Source organism: Candidatus Tenderia electrophaga (assembly GCA_001447805.1).
Taxonomy (GTDB): Bacteria; Pseudomonadota; Gammaproteobacteria; order Tenderiales; family Tenderiaceae; genus Tenderia; species Tenderia electrophaga.
The window spans coordinates 1,084,829-1,105,413 of record CP013099.1; the positions used below are offsets into that span (position 1 = coordinate 1,084,829).

Consider the following 20,585-nt stretch of genomic DNA (forward strand, 5'->3'; position numbering starts at 1 on the left):
CCACCGTCCTCGGATATGATGGTGCGCGGTGCGCACCCTACTCGTGGCGCAACGCCTCGATAGGGTCCAGCCGCGCCGCCTTGCGCGCCGGGAAGTAGCCGAACACCACCCCCACCGCGGCGGCGAAGACGAACGCCAGCAGGATGATGCCGCCGTCCAGAATCCAGGGTACCTGCAGCGCCCCGGCGATGAAGTAGGAGGCCGCCAACGCCAGTAAAATACCGATCACCCCACCCACCGATGACAGCACCACCGCCTCCACCAGAAACTGGCGTTGCACCTCGCGCTCCAGGGCGCCGATGGCCAGGCGGATGCCGATCTCGCGGGTGCGTTCGGTCACCGACACCAGCATGATGTTCATGATGCCGATGCCGCCCACGATCAGGCTCACCGCCGCCACCGCCCCGAGCAGCGAGGTCATCACCTCGGTGGTGCCGGTCATGGTCTTGGCGATCTCGCGCATGTCGATGATGCTGAAGTCATCCTCGTCGCCCGGGCGGATGTGACGCCGCTCGCGCATCAGCAGTTCCATGTCCCGTTTGGCCTTGTCGGTGCCGGCGCTGTCCTGTGCCGAGAGGTAGATGTGACTCACCTTCTGCTCGCCGGACAACAGCCGCCAGTGGGCGCGGATGGGCATCAGCACCGTGTCGTTCTGATCCGACCCCATGGCCGATTGTCCCTTGGGCGCCAAAATGCCGATCACTTCGCACGGTACCTTGCCCAGGCGGATGGTTTCGCCCAGCGGATTCTGAAAGCCGAACAGTTCGCGCCACACCGTCTCGCCCAGCAGGCAGACCGGCGCCCCGGCGCGCTGCTCGCCCGCGGTGATGGCGCGGCCCGCGGCGATAGACCAGTTGCGCACCGTGAGATAGTCGTTCTCCATGCCGGTGACGTTGGTGCTCCAGTTGTTGTTGCCGTAGACCACGGTGATCGCCTGATTGACGGCGCCGGAGGCGGCGACGACGGAGTTGAGATTACGCAGCGCTTCGGCGTCGCTCAGTTCCAGCGGCGCGGCGGCACCGCGCGAGCCGCGCACGAAGCGCTGGCCGGGGCGCAGGATGAGCATGTTGCTGCCCAGGCTCTCGATCTGGGCGGTGATGCGCGCCGTGGTGCCGTTGCCGATGGTGACCATGGTGATGACGGCGGCCACGCCGATGATGATGCCGAGCATGGTCAGCGCCGAGCGCAGCAGATTGCGGCGGATTTCGCGCAGCGCTAGTGAGAGTGTGCTCCACCACATCAGCCCTGTCCCTCGTTTTGAATATGGCCGTCGAGAAACTGTATCCGGCGCCCGGCATAGGCGGCGATGTCGGCCTCGTGGGTGACCATCACCACGGTCAGGCCGCGTTCTCGGTTCAGGCCGGTGAGCAGCGCCATAATCTCGTGACCGCGGGCGCTGTCCAGGTTGCCGGTGGGCTCGTCGGCCAGCAGCACGGCCGGCTCGCTGACCAGGGCGCGGGCGATGGCGACGCGCTGCTGCTGGCCGCCGGAGAGTTCCGCCGGGGTGTGGTGTTCGCGCCCCTCCAGTCCCACCGCCGTCAGGGCGGCGCGGGCGCGGTCATGGCGTGCGCGCGTGGGGATGCGGCGGTAGATCAGCGGCAGCTCCACATTCTCCAGTGCCGAGGTGCGCGCCAGCAGGTTGAAACCCTGGAACACGAAGCCGATGTAGTGGCGCCGCAGCAGGGCGCGCTGGTTGCGGTTGAGCCCTGAGACGGCGGTGCCCTGAAACAGGTAGTCACCGCTGCTCGGGGTGTCGAGACAGCCGAGGATGTTCATGCAGGTGGATTTGCCCGAGCCGCTGGGGCCCATCATGGCGACGAATTCGCCTGCCCCGATATGCAGATCAATGTCGCGCAGCGCCTGTACCGCCGCCGCGCCCTCGCCGTAGGTCTTGCCCAGCCCGCGCAGTTCGATCATCGCGCGGTATTGGCTACGTCCACGATCACCGCGCTGCCCGCTTGCAGGGTGTCGGAGAAGATCTGGGTCATGCGGCCGTCGCTGGGGCCGGTCTTGACTTCTACCGCCGTGGGTTGGCCGTTTTGCAGCTGCCACACCTGGTTCACCTTGCTGTCACGGCGCGCGCGGTCACGGGCGCCCCAGCGTGGGAAGAGCTGGTCCATAAAGCCGCCCTCGTCGGCGCTGGGCGCGGGCGGCGGCACGAAGCGCAGGGCGGCGTTGGGCGCCAGCAGGGCATCGTCGATCCGGGCCACGGTGATGTGGGCGGTGGCGGTCATGCCGGGGCGTAATAATAGTTCTTCGTTGTCGAGGCGCAGGATGGTCTCGTAACTCACCACGCCGCCTTCACTGATGGGCGCCAAGCGCACCTGGGCGATCTCGGCCGGGAAGACCCGCTCGCGGTAGGCGTCCACGGTGAAGGTGGCCGTCTGGCCTGCCTCCACCTTGCCGATATCGGCCTCGTCCACCGCCACGCGCAGCTCCATCTGGGTCAGGTTTTCGGCCAGGGTGAACAGCACCGGCGCCTGTAGCGAGGCGGCGACGGTCTGGCCCGGTTCGATCTGGCGCTTGAGCACGATGCCGTCGATGGGGGAGCGGATCACCGCCTTGGCCAGGCGGGTCTGCTCCACCTCCAGGGTGGCGCGGGCCTGGGAGACCTGGGCCTTGGCGCTGGCCAGATCAGCCTGGGCGCGGGCGTAGCCGGCCTGGGCGGCGTCCAGCTCCTGCGGCGGACAGAGCCCTTGCTTGGACAGTGTCTGGCAGCGCTTTAGTTTGAGATTGGTTTCGAGCACAGTGGCGTCGGCCTGCTGCACCCGCGCCTGGGCGACGTCCAGGGCGGCGCGCGCTTGCACCACGCGGGCGCGTTGTTCGTCGGTGTTGAGCCGCGCCAGCACCTGGTCTTTGCTGACGCGGTCGTTGAAGTCCACCAGTACCGTGTCGATGGTGCCCGAGACCTCGCTGCCCACGTCCACCTGATTGAGCGGTTCCAGGGTGCCGGTGGCAGTGACCTGCACGGTAAGATTGCCTCTTTCCACTTCAGAAGTGATGTAGCGCAGCGGGGCGGTCTCTTCACCAGTCCAGGTCCAAAAAGCGGTGACGAGAATGAGCAGGATGGCGACCGCGGCGATGAGCTTGCCACGGCGGCGCGGACGTTCCCGGGCCAAGAGTTTTTCGACGTCACTGTCGTTCGGTTTGGATTGGGTCATGTTTTATTTGTGCAGAGTTGGATAAACATCCGGGCGGCATTGGAGAGGGTCCGCTTGGGATGATGAACGATGCCCAGGCGGCGCTCAACCACGATATGACCGCTGCCCGCCGGGCGCAGTTCCGGCGCCAGCATGTTTTCCGGCAGCAGGCTCCAGCCCAGGCCCACCTGCACCAGCATCTTGATGGTCTCCAGATAGTGGGTCTCCAGGCGTGTCTCCAGCTGGCCCACGGCCAGGGTCTGGTCGATGAGGGCGCGGGTGTAGGTGCCGTGGGCGGGGAGGATGGCGGGATGTCCGGCCAGGGTCGTGGCGTCGATATGATCAGTATGGCTGAGCGGGTGTTCCGGGCTGGCGGCCAGTACCAGGCGGTCGGTCCAGACTTCGATCAGGGTTAACGGGGTGGCATTCGCGGGCGGCAGCGTGACCAGGGCCAGCTCCAGCGCGCCCTGTTCCACGGCGCGGCTGGCCTCTTCCGAATCCATGAAGCTGAGATCGAGCTGTACCTCGGGATATTGCCGGGTGTAGGCGTGCAATACCGGCGGCAGGCGGTGCAGACTGATGTGGTGGCTGGTGGCCAGTTTCAACGGCCCGCTGACGTCACCGCTGAGGTTATGGATGGCGCGGCGGCTGTCCTCGATCTCGTTGACGATACGTTGGGCGTGGCCGCGCAGGGCGCGGCCCGCTTCGGTGAGGCTCACCTGGCGGCCGATGCGGTCGAACAGCCGGGCGTCGAGTTGATTTTCCAGCGCAGCGATGCGTTTGCTCACCGCCGGCTGGGTCAGGTGCAGCGTCTTGGCCGCCTGGGAGAAGGAGGCGTGGTCGGCGACGGCCAGAAAGGCCTGCAGATCTTCGATATTCATCGATTAAATATATTCCAAATTGGAATGAATTGCATGAATAATATGAATTTGAGTTATCTTTTGTAGAGTCCTATCATGTCTCCATTGTGTTTTAACCGCAAAGGACCCCAAGTAACGCTAAGGGATCGAGGTTGTTTACTTAGCGCCCCTTCGCGTCCTTTGCGGTAAGAAAATCCAAGGAGAACATTTCAATGACCGGCAAGACCTTGTACGACAAATTGTGGGACGCCCACGTGGTGCGTCAGAACGACGACGGCAGTTGCCTTATCTATATAGACCGACAACTGGTGCATGAGGTGACCTCGCCTCAGGCCTTCGAGGGCTTGCGTCTGGCCGGGCGCAAACCGTGGCGCGCAGCCGCCAATTTGGCCACGCCCGATCACAACGTGCCCACCACTGACCGGGACAAGGGCATCACCGACCCTATTTCCAAGATTCAGGTGGAGACCCTGGATGCCAACTGCAACGAGTTCGGCATCACCGAATTCACCATGGCCGACCTGCGCCAGGGCATTGTCCACGTGGTGGGGCCGGAGCAGGGGGCGACCCTGCCGGGCATGACCGTGGTCTGCGGTGACTCCCATACCTCCACCCACGGCGCCCTGGGGGCCTTGGCCCACGGCATCGGCACCTCCGAGGTGGAGCACGTGCTGGCCACCCAGTGCCTGATCCAGAAGAAGTCCAAGAACATGCTGGTCAAGGTCAACGGCAAGGTCGGGCGGGGTGTCAGCGCCAAGGATATGGTGCTGGCGATTATCGGTGAGATCGGCACCGCCGGCGGTACCGGCTTCGCCATCGAGTTCGGCGGCGAGGCGATCATGGATCTCTCCGTCGAAGGGCGCATGACGGTCTGCAATATGGCCATCGAGGCCGGCGCCCGCGCCGGCATGGTGGCGGTGGACGCAAAGACCATCGAGTACGTCAAAGGCCGCCCCTACGCCCCCACGGCGGCGCAGTGGGAGGCCGCTGTGGCCGCCTGGCGCGATCTGCACAGCGATGCCGATGCGTCTTTCGATCGGGTGGTGGAATTGGATGCGGCGCAGATCCAACCGCAGGTCACCTGGGGTACCTCGCCCGAGATGGTGGCGCCGGTGGATGCCAGGGTCCCCGATCCCGCCGCCGAGAGTGATCCGGTCAAGCGCGGCGGTATCGAAAAAGCGCTGGTCTACATGGGGCTCAAGGCCAACATGCCCATCACCGGGATCAAGCTGGATCGCGTCTTTATCGGTTCCTGCACCAACGGCCGTATCGAGGACATGCGCGCCGCGGCGGCGGTGGCCAAGGGGCGCAAGGTGGCGGATTCGCTCAAGCAGGCCATGGTGGTGCCGGGCTCCGGCCTGGTGAAACAGCAGGCCGAGCAGGAGGGCCTGGACAAGATCTTCATCGCGGCCGGTTTCGAGTGGCGCGATCCGGGTTGCTCCATGTGTCTGGCCATGAACGCCGACCGCTTGGAGGCGGGTGAGCACTGCGCCTCCACCTCCAACCGCAACTTCGAAGGGCGGCAGGGCCAGGGTGGGCGCACTCATCTGGTGAGTCCGGCCATGGCGGCGGCCGCGGCCATCGCCGGTCATTTTGTCGATGTGCGGGATTTTGTTTAACCGCAAAGGACGCAAAGTAACGCAAAGGGATTGAAGGTTTTACTTAGCGAACCTTCGCGTCCTTCGCGGTTAAAAATAAATAAAGGATGAAACTATGGAAAAATTTACAACCTTGAACGGCCTGGTGGCGCCCTTGGATCGCGCCAATGTAGACACCGACGCCATCATCCCGAAACAGTTTTTGAAATCGATCAAACGCACAGGTTTCGGACCCAACCTGTTCGACGAGTGGCGTTATCTTGATCACGGCGAGCCGGGCATGGACAACAGCCAACGGCCGTTGAATCCGGACTTCGTGCTCAATCAGACCCGCTACCAAGGTGCGCGGGTGTTACTGACACGTGACAACTTCGGTTGCGGTTCGTCACGCGAACATGCCCCGTGGGCGTTGGAGGATTACGGTCTTCGCGCCATTATCGCGCCCAGCTTCGCCGATATTTTCTACAACAACTGTTTCAAAAACGGCATCCTGCCCATTGTTCTGGATACCAAGATTGTGGATCAGCTGTTCCGCGAGACCGAGGCCAATGAAGGTTATCAACTGACCATCGATCTGCCGGCGCAGACGGTGACCACACCCGCCGGCGAATCATTCGGCTTTGAGATCGATGAGTTCCGCAAATACTGCCTGCTCAACGGCCTGGATGACATCGGCCTGACCTTGCAGCAGGTGGATGACATCAAGGTCTACGAAGAGAAGCGCAAAGCCGAGGCGCCGTGGCTTTTTTAAATCTTATTTAAAGCTGGGAAATCAACGTTTGGGGTTTTTGCTCAATTTTAACGTGAATCATATGAAGGACGGCATTAGGCGGGTGGTTAATCAACTTTGACTTCGCGCTCCTTTGCGTCCTTCGCGGTAAAAAATGAAAGAGAGAAACAAATGACTAGTAAAATTGCAGTTCTGCCGGGTGACGGTATCGGCCCCGAGATCGTCCGCGAAGCTGTCAAAGTGATTGACGCATTGAAGGCCAACTACGGTCTGGATGTTGAAATGGAACAGGGTGCCATCGGCGGTGCCGGTTACGACGCCGCCGGTGATCCGCTGCCGGCCGCAACGCTTGAGCTGGCTAAGGCCTCCGATGCGATATTGTTGGGGGCCGTAGGCGGTCCCAAGTATGACCAGCTCGAACGCGACAAGCGCCCCGAGCGGGGCCTGTTGCGTATTCGTAAGGAGTTGAACTTATTCGCCAATCTGCGTCCGGCGCTGCTCTACCCTGAACTGGCCGAGGCCTCCACACTGAAGCCGGAAGTGGTCTCCGGTCTGGACATCATGATCGTGCGCGAACTGACCGGCGATATCTATTTCGGGCAGCCGCGCGGCATCGAGGAACGCAATGGCGAGCGGGTGGGGTTTAACACCATGCTCTATAGCGAGTCCGAGGTGCGCCGGGTGGCCCATGTGGCCTTCCAAATCGCCATGAAGCGCGGCAAAAAACTCTGCTCGGTGGAAAAGGCCAATGTGCTGGAGTGCAGTGAACTGTGGAAAGAGATCGTGATCGAAGTCGGTAAGAAGTACCCTCAGGTCGAGCTGAGCCACATGTATGTGGATAATGCCGCCATGCAGCTGGTGCGCGCGCCGAAACAGTTCGATGTCATCGTCACCGGTAATATCTTCGGTGATATTCTTTCAGATGCCGCTTCCATGCTCACTGGCTCCATCGGCATGCTGCCGTCGGCCTCGCTGGATGACAACGATAAAGGGATGTACGAGCCCATTCATGGTTCGGCCCCGGACATCGCCGGCCAGAATCTGGCCAATCCCCTGGCGACCATCCTGTCTGTGGCCATGATGTTGCGTTACACTTTCGGGGATGAGGCCGCCGCGCAGCGCATCGACGCCGCCGTGCGCCAGGTGCTGGCCGAGGGGTATAGGACAGCGGATATCTATTCCGAAGGTACGCAGCGGGTCAGTTGTGCCGAAATGGGCGATGCGGTGGTCGCGGCGCTCAGGTGATTACCCTCCGCTCGGCGGGCGCATTCCGGGCGGTAATAACTTCGAGGAACAGACAATGAAACGAGTTGGATTGATCGGATGGCGCGGCATGGTCGGCTCGGTGCTGATGCAGCGCATGCGCCAGGAAAACGATTTCGCCGACATCGAGCCGGTCTTTTTCACCACGTCGCAGGTAGGCCAGCCGGGCCCCGATGTGGGCAAGGACGTGCCGTCGCTCAAGGATGCCAACAGCATCGATGAATTGAAGGCCATGGACGTAATCATCTCCTGCCAGGGCGGTGACTATACCAAGGAGATCTACGCCCCGCTGCGCGCCGGCGGCTGGAACGGCTACTGGATCGACGCCGCCTCGGCGCTGCGTATGCAGGATGACAGCATCATCGTGCTCGATCCGGTCAACAAGGCGGTGATCAAGAACGGTCTGCACGATGGCATCAAGACCTATGTCGGCGGCAACTGCACGGTGAGCCTCATGCTGATGGCCATCGGCGGACTGTTCGCCAAAGAGCTGGTGGAGTGGGTGACGCCCATGACCTATCAGGCGGCTTCGGGTGCCGGGGCGCGTAACATGCGCGAGCTGATCCGGCAGATGGGTGCCATCCATGGCAATGTGGAGGATCTGCTCAACGATCCCGCCTCCGCCATTCTGGACATCGACAAACGCACCTCCGATTTCATTCGCTCCAGTGATTATCCGCTGCAGGACTGGCCGGTGCCGCTGGCCGGTTCTTTGATCCCCTGGATCGACGTAGCGCTGGAGTCGGGCCAGAGCAAAGAGGAATGGAAGGCCCAGGTGGAGACCAATAAGATCCTTGGGCTGAGCGATAACCCGGTGCCCATCGACGGGCTCTGTGTGCGCATCGGCGCCATGCGTTGCCACGCCCAGGCGCTGACCATCAAGATGACCCGCGACGTGCCCTTGGACGAGATCGGCGACATTCTGAGTGAGCATAATGATTGGGTGAAGGTGGTGCCGAACGAGAAAGAGGCCACCATGGCCGAGCTGACTCCGGCCGCCGTCACCGGCACCTTGGAGGTGCCCGTCGGGCGTATGCGCAAGCTGAATATGGGCAAGAGCTATCTGTCTGCGTTTACCGTTGGCGATCAATTGCTGTGGGGCGCGGCCGAGCCGCTGCGGCGCATGCTGCGCATTCTGCTGGAGCACTGATGTTGTAATGAGCAAATCCTATAACGTTGCGGTAGTCGGTTGCGATACGCTGGTGGGGGAGGCGGTACTCAATCTCCTGGAGGAGCGGGCCGTGCCCGTCGCCATGGTTCACGCCGTGGCGCTGGAAGGTGGCGGTCGCGTTGCTTTCAAGGGTAAACAGCTGAAGGTGGCGCCGCTTGCAGATTTCGATTTTTCTCAGGCTCAGTTGGCCTTCTTTTGCGCCGACGATGCGGTGGCCGAAGCCTATGTCGCCAAGGCGACGGCCGCCGGTTGTGTGGTGATCGACGACAGCCCCTGCTTTCGTCTGGAAGACGAAGTGCCGCTGGTGGTGCCGGAGGTCAACCCCGAGGCCTTGGCGGGATACGCCAAGCAGAAGCTTGTCGCCAATCCTGGCACCAATGCCACCCTGTTGACGACCGTGCTGAAACCGCTGCAGCAGGCCGCCGGTATCGCCCATGTCGATGTGGTGGCCTTGCAGGCGGTATCGGGCAAGGACAAGGCGGGTGTGGAGGAGCTGGCGCGGCAGGCGACGGCCATGTTCAACCTAAAGACGATCGAAAATAGCGTTTTTGACAAACAGATCGCCTTCAATCTGCTGCCGCAAATCGGTGCTATTCTGGACGACGGTTCAACTCGGGAAGAGGCCAAGCTGGCCTGGGAGGCGGCCAGGATTCTAGGCCAGGATGATCTGCCCCTGAACGCTACCTGTGTGCGGGTGCCGGTGTTCTACGGCCATGCGCTGGTGTTGCATGTCGAAACACAGCGGGATTTGAGTCTGGATGAAGCCCAGGCCCTGCTGCAAGCGGCGCCCGGCGTTACGCTTATGACCGAGCGGGAATACCCTACCGCTGTGAGCGAGGCGGCCGGCAACGACACGGTGTTTGTCGGCCGCCTGCGACGTGATCAGACCCGCCCCCGAGGTTTAGATTTGTGGGTGGTCGCCGATAACATCCGCAAGGGCGCCGCTCTAAATAGTATTCAGATTGCAGAATATTTGCTAAAAGACTATCTGGGGTGAGTTCCAGGGACGTGATCAAAGCTGTGTTTTGATTAACCAATGCCGATTTTTTGGTGCAGTTCAAAAAACGCAGCTAAATATTCAAAAAAACTGAACGATAGCCGTTATATAGCAAGGCTGGATGTGAAGTTGGGACGAATACAGGACGGGACACCATTGAGTAAGGGATTCAAGAAACGCAAATTGGCGATTGCTCTGAGCGCATGTATGGCGCTGTCGTCAGGGGTAGTCCATGCACTGGGGATGGGGGAAATCGAAGTCAATACCGCCCTCAACGAGCCGCTCGACGCCAAGATCAAACTCTTTTCCGCCACTCCCGACGAGCTGAACAGCTTGGAGGTGAAGTTGGCCTCCCAAGATGTCTTCAGCCGCATGGGTATCGATCAGGTCCCGGTGCTGCGCAACCTCCAATTCCAACTCGTCAGCGAAGGTCAGGGCGCGCCGTATATTAAGGTGTCGTCTGCCCGCCCGGTCAAAGAACCGTTTCTGGATTTTATCCTCGCCGTCCAATGGGCCAGCGGCCAGATGATGCGCGAATATACTTTGTTGCTGGATCCGCCGGTGTTTGAGCGGGATCAGCAGGTCGGCCGCGTCAGCGCCGCCACCACCCAACCGTCGCAGGTCGTACGCGAACAAGCCCCGGCTGCCGCGCCCCAATCGCGTATCACTCCGCCGGGAAGCTATGGCCCGACTGCGCGCACCGACACCCTCTGGGCCATCGCCCAGGACATGCGGCCCAATAATTCGATCAGTGTGCCGCAGATGATGATCGCGCTGCTGAAGGAAAATCCCGAGGCCTTCGAGGATAATAATATCAATAACCTCAAGGCCGGCTATGTGCTGCGTCAGCCCGAGATGGACGTGATTACCGCCTTGAGCGAGCGCGCGGCCGCCGCCGAATCCAATCGCCAGTACCAGCAATGGCAGGCAGCCAGGGGTCAGGCACCGGCCCCCACCGGTCGTCAGCAGCGCGTTGCTGAGTCCACGGCTGCGCCCGCCGCCGAAGCCGCCGCGCCGGCGGCCGTTGCGGCGCCGCAGGCCGAGCCCCAGGGTCGGCTGCAACTGCTGAGCCCGGATGAGGAGGCGCGTATTCGCGCCGGTGTCGGCTCCGGTACCGCGGGTGGTGAAGCCAGCGAATCCTTGCGTCAGCAGCTGGCCATCGCCCAAGAGACCGCCGAAGCCACACGTCAGGAAAACGCCGAGCTGCGCGGACGTCTCGATGAGCTGGAGCAACAACTCCAGTCAGTTCAAAAACTACTGACTCTGCAGGATGATACGCTCGGAGCCTTGCAGGCCGAGGCGCGGCAAGATGAACAACAGCCCCAGGCTGCGGCCCCTGCGGCCGAGCAGCCCGGCGAGGTGCCGACGGCACAACAGCCCGCCGAGCCGGCAGAGACGTCCTTGTTGGATGAAGTGCTGGCCAATCCCACTTATATGTATGCCGGCGGCGGTCTGCTGATCCTGTTGTTGCTGGTGGCGCTGATGATGCGTCGCCGTCGCCAGGACGATGACCATGACTTTACTGTGATGACGCCGGTGGCGGCGCCAGAAACTAAGACGACCGACAAGGCGTCCGCCGATGCCGCCGCCGCATCAGCCGCAGGGGTTGCCCCGGTTGCGGCGGCTGCATCCGCCGCCGCGGATGCTGAAGAAGAGGTCGCCATCGGCGATATCGGCGGTGGGCTGGGGACCATTCAGGCGGAAGAAAGCGAAATCGATCCCATCGCCGAGGCTGATGTCTATCTGGCCTATCGTCGATATGAGCAGGCCGAGGCCTTGCTCAAGGAGGCGATCAGCGCCGATTCCGAGCGCCACGAACTGAAGCTCAAGCTGCTTGAAATCTATCATGCCACCAAGGATGTGGATTCCTTTGAGGCCCAGGCCGAGTCCCTATATGCCGCCTTGGGCGGTCAAAATGCAGGGTTGTGGGCCCAGGCGGTGGAAATGGGACGTGAATTATTGCCGGCGCATCCGCTGTTCGCCGAAGGCGGTGCCAATGAGGCGGGCGGTGATGTTGAGCTTGGCATCGAGCCCGCCGACGGCGGCGAACAGTTCAATTTTGATGATGAGCAGCAGGCATTGTCGCAGGATAGCGATGCTTTGAGTGATGAAGACCTTGCCGGTAGCTTGGGCCTTGGCGGTTTAGGCGATCCGGATGAGGATATGGCTGAAGCCGCGGATCGCGCCAAACCTAAAGACGCCGCAGCCGAAAGCCTGGACGATCTGGGCGACCTGGATCTGGACCTCGATCTGGAGAGCGGCAATCTGGATTTGGACGCCGACACGCGCAGCGACAAACTCGCCGGCGCCGAGCCGGAAACGGATGAGCTCGCTCTGGGCGGTGAGGCGCTGGACGATCTAGGTGCAGCGCATGATTCCTTGGATGGATTGCCGGGTGTTGCAGCAGACGAGTCGGCCACGGCTGATGACAGTTTCAACCTGGCTGCCGAGCTGACTGGCGAGTCCGAAGCAGATATCCCGGTGCTGGATACCGAGCTGGAAGATTTCAGCGTCGATAAGGCCGAGGAAGACGCGGGTCGGGCGGAGACCTTGGACGATTCGGAAGCCGCCAAGTTGGATGCGGATGAGTCCGAATTACCAGCGCAGGCGGGCTTGTCCCTGGCGGGCGATGACGGACATCTGGACGACAGCGAAAACCCGTATGCCAATGTCGACGTCAATTCCTTTGCCTCGGAAGAAAGCAAGGATTGGCAGGTCGAGGCCGCCCAGTCGGTGTTTCATACGCATGAAGTGACCAGCGAGACCGACGGCCTGCTCGATAGCGCCAGAAAAAAGGCGGAACCCGATAACAGCATCGCGATGGACCCACTTGCCGAGCCGCAGACCGAGACGTCCGCTGAAGCAGATGACGCTGAAATTACCGAGGCCAGGCAAGAGGATGCGGAAGACGAGTTTATCGATCCGCTGGCCGATCTCAGTGAAATGGATTTCGGTAATCTGGCGGACGAGGATAATGACGACATTTTCGACAATTCTGACGATATGATCGGCACCAAGTTGGATCTCGCTAAAGCCTATATCGATATGGGCGATCAAGACGGGGCACGCTCCATTCTGGACGAAGTTGTCGAGGAGGGCGACGACGATCAGCGCCAGGAAGCGGAGCAATTAAAGCAGCAAATTTCCTAATCTCGTTTCGCTCCCGATGAGCCGTGAAACCGGATGGTACAGCAATGTGCATCCGGTTTTGCGCATTGTCAGCTTTGTGATTTTTAGCCTCTTTCTCGCGTTAGGCAATCCCGCCCAGCTGGTTGCCGCCGCCATGATTGTAGTGCTGTTATTCGCGACCGCCGGTCGTGATAGCATTGCCGGGCTGTGGAAAACCCTGCTGCGAATGCGTTGGTTTTTATTGTCCATACTCATTATTTATGCCTGGATGACGCCCGGGCCGCCATTGTTCCCGACGCCGGACTATTCTGCCTGGCTACCGACCACCACGGGTTTGATTGAGGGTGTCCGGCGCCTGCTGGCGTTGGCGCTGATCGTGGCGGCAGTACATTGGTTGTTATTCGTGACACCGCAACATCAATTGGTATCGGCGCTTTACTGGCTGGCCTTGCCGGCACGGCTATTGGGGATATCGCGCGAACGCGTTGCGGTGCGCGTGGCGCTGATTTTGAGACGCGTCGTGCAGGTGCAGGAATTGGTTGAGCGGCAGGTGAAACAGGCGGGCGTGTCCAAGGGGGATGTGCGCGGCTACGCTAAGGTGAGCGCGGGGCTGGTGGAGCAGGTCATCGTGCGGGCGGAACATACACCCTGTGAGTCGGTGGAGATTGCCGTCAGCGATCGACCGCCGCTGTGGCAGTGGATTTGGCCTGCGCTACTCACCACTTTGCTGATGTTGACGGGAGGGCTTGCGACTCTCTAGCCCGCTACCGTGCGTAGCGAGGCGTTTCAAGGATGCGGCATGGCGGGTTATTACAAGCGAGGCGCGCGCATACTTGATAGTCTGTCGAGCACTCTGAGCGCGTAAAAGCCCGCCGGGACGTGCCATTGGGCCATTCCCCCAGCAGGGGGGCTCCGGACTAAGCCTTTTTGCGCAGCACCACGGCGGCCAGCGGCGGCAGGGTCATGACGATGGAGTGATCCTTGTTCATCCAGGCCAGGGGTTCGCTCGGGACGTATTGGCCGTTGCCCATGTTGCTGCCGCCGTAGTATTCCGAGTCACTGTTGAAAATCTCTTCGTAGACACCCTCAAACGGCACGCCCAGTCGATACCCTTGGCGTGGAATGGGCGTGAAATTAAGTGCCACCAGCACGATTTCATCGCCGTCGCGACGCAGATAGGTCAATACCGACTGGGCGGCATCGTTGCAGTCAACCCATTCGAATCCCTCGCTTTCAAAGTCATGACGGTAAAGCGCCGGCGTGTTGCGGTAAAGCTGATTCAAGTCGCCTACCAATTTCTTGACACCCTGGTGCAGCGGATAGTCGAGCACATACCAGTCTAAGGGCGCATCGGCATTCCATTCGTTGCCCTGGCCGAACTCACAGCCCATGAAGAGTAGTTTCTTGCCCGGATGGGTGAACATATAGGCGTACAGTAGGCGCAGGTTGGCGAAGCGCTGCCATTCGTCTCCCGGCATTTTATAAAGCATGGATGCCTTGCCGTGGACCACCTCGTCATGCGAGAAGGGCAGGATAAAGTTTTCCGTAAATGCATACAGCAGGCTGAAGGTCAGCACGCCGTGGTGATAATGGCGGTGGATAGGATCCTTGCTCATGTATTCCAGCGTGTCATTCATCCAGCCCATGTTCCACTTCATGCTGTAGCCGAGTCCGCCCACGTAGATAGGGCGTGACACCATGGGCCATGAGGTGGATTCCTCCGCCATCATCAGACTGCCGGGGTGTTTTTCGTGGGTGACCTCGTTGAGCTGACGAATGAATTTGATGGCATCCAGATTTTCGTTGCCGCCGTACTTGTTGGGTATCCATTCGCCTTCATCGCGCGAATAGTCGAGATACAGCATGGAGGCGACGGCATCGACACGCAGGCCGTCAATATGAAACTCCTCCAGCCAATACAAGGCGCTGGAGAAGAGAAAATTCAATACTTCGTTGCGGCCGTAATTGAAGATCAGGGTGCCCCAGTCACGGTGTTCCCCCAGGCGCGGATCTTCGTGTTCGTACAGGGCGCTGCCGTCGAAGCGCGCCAGAGCGAAGGCGTCCTTGGGGAAATGGCCGGGCGCCCAGTCCAGAAACACACCGATGTCGTTGGCGTGCAGGTAGTCGACAAAAAATCTGAAGTCGTCGGGTGAACCGAAGCGGCTGGTGGGGGCGTAGTAGCCGGTGGTCTGATAGCCCCAAGAACCGTCGTAGGGGTGTTCGGTGACCGGCAGCAGTTCAATATGGGTAAATCCCATCTCTTTGACATAATCCACCAGCCGTACGGCCAGATCGCGGTAGTTGAGAAAACCGCCGTGCTCGTCCTTCTGCCAGGAGCCGAGATGAACCTCGTAGATGGACATGGGCTCACGCAGCCAATCGCGCTGGCCGCGATGCTCCATCCAGGCGCCATCGTTCCATTGGTGTTCGCTGTCGCCGACCACAATCGAGGCCGTGCCGGGGCGCAATTCAAATTGGCGACCGTAGGGATCGGCCTTGAGTAAAATCTGGCCACCGATGCGGGAGCGGATTTCGAATTTGTATAGGGCGCCCACATCCAGCCCGGGAATGAACAGCTCCCACACGCCGGATCCGCCGCGCACGCGCATGGGGTGGCAACGACCGTCCCAGTGGTTGAAGTCGCCCACCACACTGATACGTTCCGCATTCGGGGCCCAGGTGGCGAACAGCACCCCCTGGACGCCATCGATCTCCTTCGGCCGTGCGCCGAGAAAATGATAGGCGTGCCAATGTTTGCCCTCGCCGAATAAGTAGAGGTCGAATTCCGGCAGCACCGGTTCAAAGCAGTAGGGATCATGCGCGATATGCGTCTGATTTTGGGCGTCTTGCCAGGCCAGGCGATAGTGTCTCGGCAGCTCGCTGGCATTACCGCGCCATTCGAATAGATCGCTGTCGCCGACGCGTTCCAGTTGGTATTGGGTGTCGGCCAGGCGCACTTCCGTGGCACGCGGAATGAAGGCGCGAACGATGTCTTCATCCCCCTCGGTATGGCGTCCCAAAACCGAAAACGGATCGTGATGATTGGCATTGAGAATGCGCTGAAGATCAGGTGTGATTTGTGCTGCTTTCTTGGTAGCCATTCTGAATGATCGCCGTTATAGTAGTTGAATCGATGATAACATAGGTAATCTGCTTCGATAGCTCAAGAGGTGTGTAATAATCCGGCAATACCGGCTGTCGAAGCGAGCCTAAACTACTGCATGAGAGGGGTGGAGATATGTCACATGACGATGCGCGTTTTGTCAGTCGATTAACTCGCGATACGCTCGCCCTCATTCTGGCAGGGGGGCGTGGAACCCGACTTAAACAGTTAACTACTTGGCGGGTCAAGCCCGCGGTGCCATTCGGCGGCAAGTTCAGGATCATCGATTTCCCGCTGTCAAATTGTATCAATTCAGGCATCCGCCGCATCGGCGTACTGACACAATACAAGTCCCATTCGCTGCTGCGTCACATCCAGCAGGGCTGGGGTTATTTCCGCGGCGAATTCGGCGAATTTATCGAGCTGCTGCCGGCGCAGCAGCGCATACAGGAATCCTGGTATGCCGGCACCGCGGACGCGGTGTATCAGAACATTGACATCATTCGTGCGCATAATCCCGAATATGTATTGGTGCTGGCGGGTGATCATATCTACAAAATGGACTACGGCCCCATGTTGGCCCATCACGCGGAAAACGACGCGGATATGACCATCGGTTGTCTCGAAGTGCCGCGCATGGAGGCCACGGCCTTCGGCGTGATGAGTGTGGATACAGAGGGACGTATTGTCGATTTCAATGAAAAGCCGGAAAACCCGGAATCAGTACCGGGACACGACGATATCGCACTGGCGTCCATGGGTATCTATATTTTTAATACGCGCTTTCTTTACGAGCAACTGATTCGCGATGCCGACGATCCCGGCTCAAGTCACGACTTCGGTCATAACATCATTCCGGACGTGATCGAGCATTATCGCGTCTACTCCTATTCGTTCCGTGATGTGCAGTCGGCGCGTCAGGGATACTGGCGTGACGTGGGTACGGTGGACGCCTTTTGGTCGGCCAACCTGGAGCTGATTGATGTCACGCCGGAATTGAATCTGTACGACCGTCAATGGCCCATCTGGACCTACCAGGAACAGCTGCCGCCGGCCAAGTTTGTATTCGATGATGAAGGACGGCGCGGCCAGGCCATCGACTCCATGGTCTCCGGCGGTTGTTTGATATCGGGGGCGACGGTACGCCGTTCCTTGCTGTTCTCTAACGTACATGTACATTCCTATTCCGAGGTCCACGAGTCCGTGATCTTGCCGGATGTGGACGTGGGCGAAAACTGCCGTATCCATAAGGCCATCATCGACAAGGGCTGCAAGATACCGCCTGGCACAGTCATCGGCGAAGACCCCAAGGCGGATGCCGAACGCTTCCATGTCAGCGAAGGCGGGGTGGTATTGGTAGTGCCGGAAATGCTAGGACAAGAATTGCATCATGTCCGCTGATTCCCGGCTCAAGGTGGTGCTGTGCTGGCACATGCACCAGCCCAATTATTTCGATCCTACCGCTGATCAATACATCCTACCCTGGACCTATTTGCACGCCATCAAAGACTATGTCGATATGGCGGCGCATCTGGAAGAGGTGCCGGCGGCCAAGGCGGTGGTCAACTTCGTGCCCATCCTGTTGGAGCAGCTCGACGACTACGCCCAACAGACGGCCGCATTTTTGCGCGAAGGCGAAGCCATACAGGACCCACTGTTATCGGCCTTGGTCAGTCCCACCCTGCCGGACGAGCCCGAGCAGCGCATCGGTTTGGTCAAGACCTGTCTGCGCGCTAACGAAACCACCATCATCAAGCGTTTTCCTCAGTACCAGCGTCTCGCCGACATGGCCAAGCGCTTGTTGGATAGGCCGGATGAATGGATGTATCTCAACAGCCAGTACCTTGCGGATATCGTCACCTGGTATCACCTGGGCTGGATGGGTGAGACCGTGCGGCGCCGCGATGCGCGCATCAAGGCCCTTATGGAGAAAGGTTGCGGTTTCAGTCTGCACGAGCGCCACACATTGATGGTGGTGATCAGTGAATTGCTCGGCGGCGTTATCGATCGCTATCGGCGTCTGGTCGAGCGCGGCCAGGTGGAACTATCCTTCACGCCCTACGCCCACCCCATCGTGCCCCTGCTGCTGGATCTCAAAAGTACCCGCGAGGCCATGCCCGACGCCCCGCTGCCGCTGGCGGACAGCTATCCGGGCGGCGCGGCCCGCGCCCGCTGGCACATCGAAAAAGGCCTGCAGACCTTTGAGCATTATTTCGGTTTCCGGCCCCAGGGCTGCTGGCCCTCGGAAGGGTCGGTCAGCATGGACGCTCTGGCTTTGTTGGACACGTATGAGCTGCGCTGGAGCGCCAGCGGTGAGAGCGTGCTGCGCAACAGTCTCAACCTGGAACAGACGCCGGTGGAATTGCGTAAGGCGCAGACTGTCCACCGCGCCTATCGGCCCGAAGGGCAGCAGATCGCCTGTTTTTTCCGCGATGACGGTCTGTCCGACTGTATCGGTTTCAAATATTCCAATTGGCATGCCGATGATGCGGTGGCCGATCTCGCCCATCATCTGGAAAACATCGCGGCGGCCAATGCCGGCAAGCCGGATGCGGTGGTGTCCATCATTCTCGACGGCGAAAACGCCTGGGAATACTTTCCCGAAAACGGCTACTACTTTCTCAGCGCCCTTTATCAGCAATTGTCCGCCAACAAGACGTTTCAGCTGAGCACCTTCTCCGAGTGTCTGGACGATCATGAGCCCGCCGCGGCCCAACTGCCGCATATCGTGGCCGGTAGTTGGGTCTATGGCACCTTTTCCACTTGGATAGGCGAGGCGGACAAGAACCGCGGCTGGGATATGTTGGTGGAGGCCAAGCGTTGCTTCGATCACGTCGTGGCTGCCGACCAATTGCCGGATGAACAGCTGCGCAAGGCCGAGCACCAGTTGGCCATTTGCGAAGGGTCGGACTGGTTTTGGTGGTTCGGTGATTACAATCCCGCCGAGGCGGTGCGCGATTTCGAGCGCCTCTATCGTCTGCAGTTGGCCACGCTTTATCAAATACTGGGGCATGAACCGCCCGAGTATCTGTCCCATGCCTTTACCCACGGCGGCGGTGCGCCTGCGGCCGGCGGGGTTATGCGCCAGGGCAAGGGAGGCTAGTTGGATACACCACTGAGCCGTCGTCGTGCCGGTGTCCTGCTGCACCCCACCTCGCTGCCCGGCGGTATAGGTGGCGGTGATCTGGGTCCGGATGCCTATCGCTTTGTCGATTTTCTCGCCGCCGGCGGCGTCAGCGTGTGGCAGATGTTACCGCTGGTGCCCACCCACGGCGATCTATCGCCCTATCAGGGTCTGTCGGTGCATGCCGGCAATCCCCTGCTGATCAGTCTGTCCTTGCTGCGGGAATGGGGCTGGTTGTCGGAGGGGGCGGCGCCGCCCGAAGGCGATGACTTTATCGACTATCGTCTTGCCATGCTCAAGCAGGCCCACCAGGGGTTTCTCGCCCAGGCCGATGCCGGGGCGCGCGACGAGCTGAAGCAATTTATCTCGCGTAACAGCCATTGGCTGCAAGACTATGCCCTGTTTCAGGCCATCCGCCAGTCACAGGGTCACGGCCACTGGCTTGATTGGCCCGAGGCGCTGCGCGATCGCGCGCCCGAGGCCTTGGCGCAGGCGGAGACCAAACTGGCCGACAGCATCGAGCACATCCGTTTCGAGCAGTTCGTATTTTTCCGCCAGTGGCGTCTGTTGCACGACTATGCGCGCCGCCATGGCGTGTTTCTGTTCGGTGACATGCCCATTTTTGTCGCCCACGACAGCGCCGAGGTGTGGGCCCATCGTGAATACTTCACCCTCGATAGCCACGGCCGGGCTGAAGTGGTGGCCGGCGTGCCGCCCGATTATTTTTCCGAGACCGGGCAACGCTGGGGCAATCCCCATTATCGCTGGGAGCGTATGCACGCCGACGGCTTCAGCTGGTGGAAGCAACGCATGGCCACCCAGCTGTCTATGTTCGACTGGGTGCGCATCGATCACTTTCGTGGCTTTGAGTCCTCCTGGGAGATTCCTGCCGCGGAGGAGACCGCTATTAACGGCCATTGGGTCGAAGCGCCGGGCGACGAGTTGTTCGAGGCCCTGCATCAGGAGTTCGACCCCCTGCCCTTGGTGGCCGAAGACCTGGGCACCATCACGCCTGAAGTGGAGGCGCTGCGTAAAAAATATGCCTTGCCGGGGATGAAAATCCTGCAATTCGCCTTCGGCGGCGATGCCGACAATCCCTACCTGCCCCACAACCAGACGGTGGACAGCGTGGTCTATACCGGTACCCACGACAACGATACCACCCTAGGCTGGTACGACGCCCTGCCCGCCGAGACCCGCAATCATGTCGACGACTACCTGGGATATCCCGCCGAGGCCATGCCCTGGCCGCTGATCCGTACGGCACTGGCCTCAGTGGCCTGTCTCGCCATCGTCCCCATGCAGGACCTGTTGAAGCTCGACGGCGCACACCGCATGAACACGCCCGGCACGCAGGCGGGTGATAATTGGCGTTGGCGCTTTGAATGGGGGCAAGTGGACACGGATCTGGCGCCGCAACTCAGGGCGCTGGTGCGGCAATACGGGCGCGAATAAGCCCGTCAATTGTTC

15 protein-coding genes are annotated in these 20,585 nt (G+C 60.5%); 10 read left to right on the forward strand and 5 right to left on the reverse strand.

Going from position 1 to position 20,585, the window contains the following annotated elements:
- Positions 1-37: 37 nt before the first annotated feature.
- The 4 genes from Tel_05035 to Tel_05050 are packed head-to-tail and all read right to left on the reverse strand — an operon-like array spanning position 38 to position 4,021.
- On the reverse strand, positions 38-1,240 hold the full coding sequence (locus Tel_05035) for a multidrug ABC transporter substrate-binding protein (protein ALP52560.1): 1,203 nt from the start codon (positions 1,238-1,240) through the stop codon (positions 38-40).
- Complete coding sequence (locus tag Tel_05040; GenBank protein ALP52561.1) at positions 1,240-1,917, reverse strand: macrolide ABC transporter ATP-binding protein; 678 nt, start codon at positions 1,915-1,917, stop codon at positions 1,240-1,242. The genes Tel_05035 and Tel_05040 overlap by 1 nt, the downstream gene beginning before the upstream one ends.
- Positions 1,914-3,161 carry a hypothetical protein gene (locus tag Tel_05045; protein ALP52562.1) on the reverse strand — a complete coding sequence of 416 codons (1,248 nt, stop codon included), beginning with the start codon at positions 3,159-3,161 and terminating at the stop codon, positions 1,914-1,916. Before Tel_05045 ends, Tel_05040 begins: the two co-directional genes overlap by 4 nt.
- A complete protein-coding gene (locus Tel_05050; GenBank protein ID ALP52563.1) occupies positions 3,158-4,021 on the reverse strand; it encodes a hypothetical protein in 864 nt (287 codons plus the stop codon). The genes Tel_05045 and Tel_05050 overlap by 4 nt, the downstream gene beginning before the upstream one ends.
- A gap of 191 nt (positions 4,022-4,212) precedes the next feature.
- On the opposite strand from Tel_05050, the gene Tel_05055 reads away from it, so the two are divergent.
- The 7 genes from Tel_05055 to Tel_05085 all read left to right on the forward strand — a co-directional run bounded on the left by Tel_05055 (position 4,213) and on the right by Tel_05085 (position 13,648).
- The gene (locus Tel_05055) at positions 4,213-5,619 is read left to right on the forward strand and encodes an isopropylmalate isomerase (GenBank protein ID ALP52564.1); all 1,407 of its coding nucleotides are present in this window, start codon (positions 4,213-4,215) and stop codon (positions 5,617-5,619) included.
- 94 nt (positions 5,620-5,713) lie between these two features.
- Positions 5,714-6,349 carry a hypothetical protein gene (locus tag Tel_05060; protein ALP52565.1) on the forward strand — a complete coding sequence of 212 codons (636 nt, stop codon included), beginning with the start codon at positions 5,714-5,716 and terminating at the stop codon, positions 6,347-6,349.
- A 150-nt stretch (positions 6,350-6,499) separates the two neighbouring features.
- The gene (locus tag Tel_05065; protein ALP52566.1) at positions 6,500-7,573 is read left to right on the forward strand and encodes a 3-isopropylmalate dehydrogenase; all 1,074 of its coding nucleotides are present in this window, start codon (positions 6,500-6,502) and stop codon (positions 7,571-7,573) included.
- Between the two features lie 55 nt (positions 7,574-7,628).
- A complete protein-coding gene (locus Tel_05070) occupies positions 7,629-8,741 on the forward strand; it encodes an aspartate-semialdehyde dehydrogenase (GenBank protein ALP52567.1) in 1,113 nt (370 codons plus the stop codon).
- Between the two features lie 7 nt (positions 8,742-8,748).
- Entirely contained in the window at positions 8,749-9,759 is a 1,011-nt protein-coding gene (locus Tel_05075) for an aspartate-semialdehyde dehydrogenase (protein ALP52568.1), read from the forward strand.
- A gap of 243 nt (positions 9,760-10,002) precedes the next feature.
- Positions 10,003-12,909, forward strand: a complete 2,907-nt coding sequence (locus Tel_05080; GenBank protein ID ALP52569.1) for a hypothetical protein — start codon at positions 10,003-10,005, stop codon at positions 12,907-12,909.
- 16 nt (positions 12,910-12,925) lie between these two features.
- Positions 12,926-13,648, forward strand: a complete 723-nt coding sequence (locus tag Tel_05085) for a hypothetical protein (protein ALP52570.1) — start codon at positions 12,926-12,928, stop codon at positions 13,646-13,648.
- A 157-nt stretch (positions 13,649-13,805) separates the two neighbouring features.
- Here Tel_05085 and Tel_05090 read toward each other — a convergent pair whose 3' ends face one another.
- Positions 13,806-15,989 carry a glycogen branching protein gene (locus tag Tel_05090; protein ALP52571.1) on the reverse strand — a complete coding sequence of 728 codons (2,184 nt, stop codon included), beginning with the start codon at positions 15,987-15,989 and terminating at the stop codon, positions 13,806-13,808.
- Between the two features lie 137 nt (positions 15,990-16,126).
- Between Tel_05090 and glgC the strand changes: the two genes are divergently transcribed.
- From glgC to Tel_05105, 3 genes are read left to right on the forward strand one after another with little or no spacing between them, the layout of a single operon-like run.
- Positions 16,127-17,392, forward strand: coding sequence for a glucose-1-phosphate adenylyltransferase (gene glgC, locus Tel_05095; protein ID ALP52572.1), 1,266 nt, complete (start codon positions 16,127-16,129; stop codon positions 17,390-17,392).
- Positions 17,382-19,094 carry a glycoside hydrolase gene (locus Tel_05100; protein ALP52573.1) on the forward strand — a complete coding sequence of 571 codons (1,713 nt, stop codon included), beginning with the start codon at positions 17,382-17,384 and terminating at the stop codon, positions 19,092-19,094. Before glgC ends, Tel_05100 begins: the two co-directional genes overlap by 11 nt.
- Positions 19,095-20,570 carry a 4-alpha-glucanotransferase gene (locus Tel_05105; GenBank protein ID ALP52574.1) on the forward strand — a complete coding sequence of 492 codons (1,476 nt, stop codon included), beginning with the start codon at positions 19,095-19,097 and terminating at the stop codon, positions 20,568-20,570.
- Positions 20,571-20,585 lie beyond the last annotated feature (15 nt).